Source organism: Jeotgalibacillus marinus, assembly GCF_040801915.1.
Classification (GTDB): Bacteria; Bacillota; Bacilli; order Bacillales; family Jeotgalibacillaceae; genus Jeotgalibacillus; species Jeotgalibacillus marinus.
In genome coordinates this window covers 1-252 of record NZ_JBFMIA010000227.1, presented here as the reverse complement: position 1 = coordinate 252, position 252 = coordinate 1, and the positions used below count along the sequence as shown (strand labels likewise).

1 protein-coding gene is annotated in these 252 nt (G+C 47.6%); it reads left to right on the top strand.

Annotated elements, in window-relative coordinates:
• On the top strand, nt 1-252 hold a 252-nt coding region (locus AB1471_RS19065), incomplete at both ends, for a hypothetical protein (RefSeq protein ID WP_367781021.1).

Here is a 252-nt window from a genome sequence, read left to right as displayed (position 1 = left end):
AAAAAGAAAGAGGAAGGAAAAAGGAGAGGAAAAAGAAGAGAAGAAAAGAGGAAGGAAAGAAGAGGGGAAAAAAGAGAGAAGAGAGGAAGAAAAGAGGAAGAAAAGGGAAAAGGGGGAAAGGGGGGGGGGAGAGAGGAGAGGGGGGGGAGGGAAAGAGAAAAGGGGAGGGGAAGGGGAGGAAAAAAAAGAAGGAAAAAAGAGAAAGGGGGAGGGGGGGGAGGAGGGGAAAAGAAAAAAGCGAGAAGGGAAAAA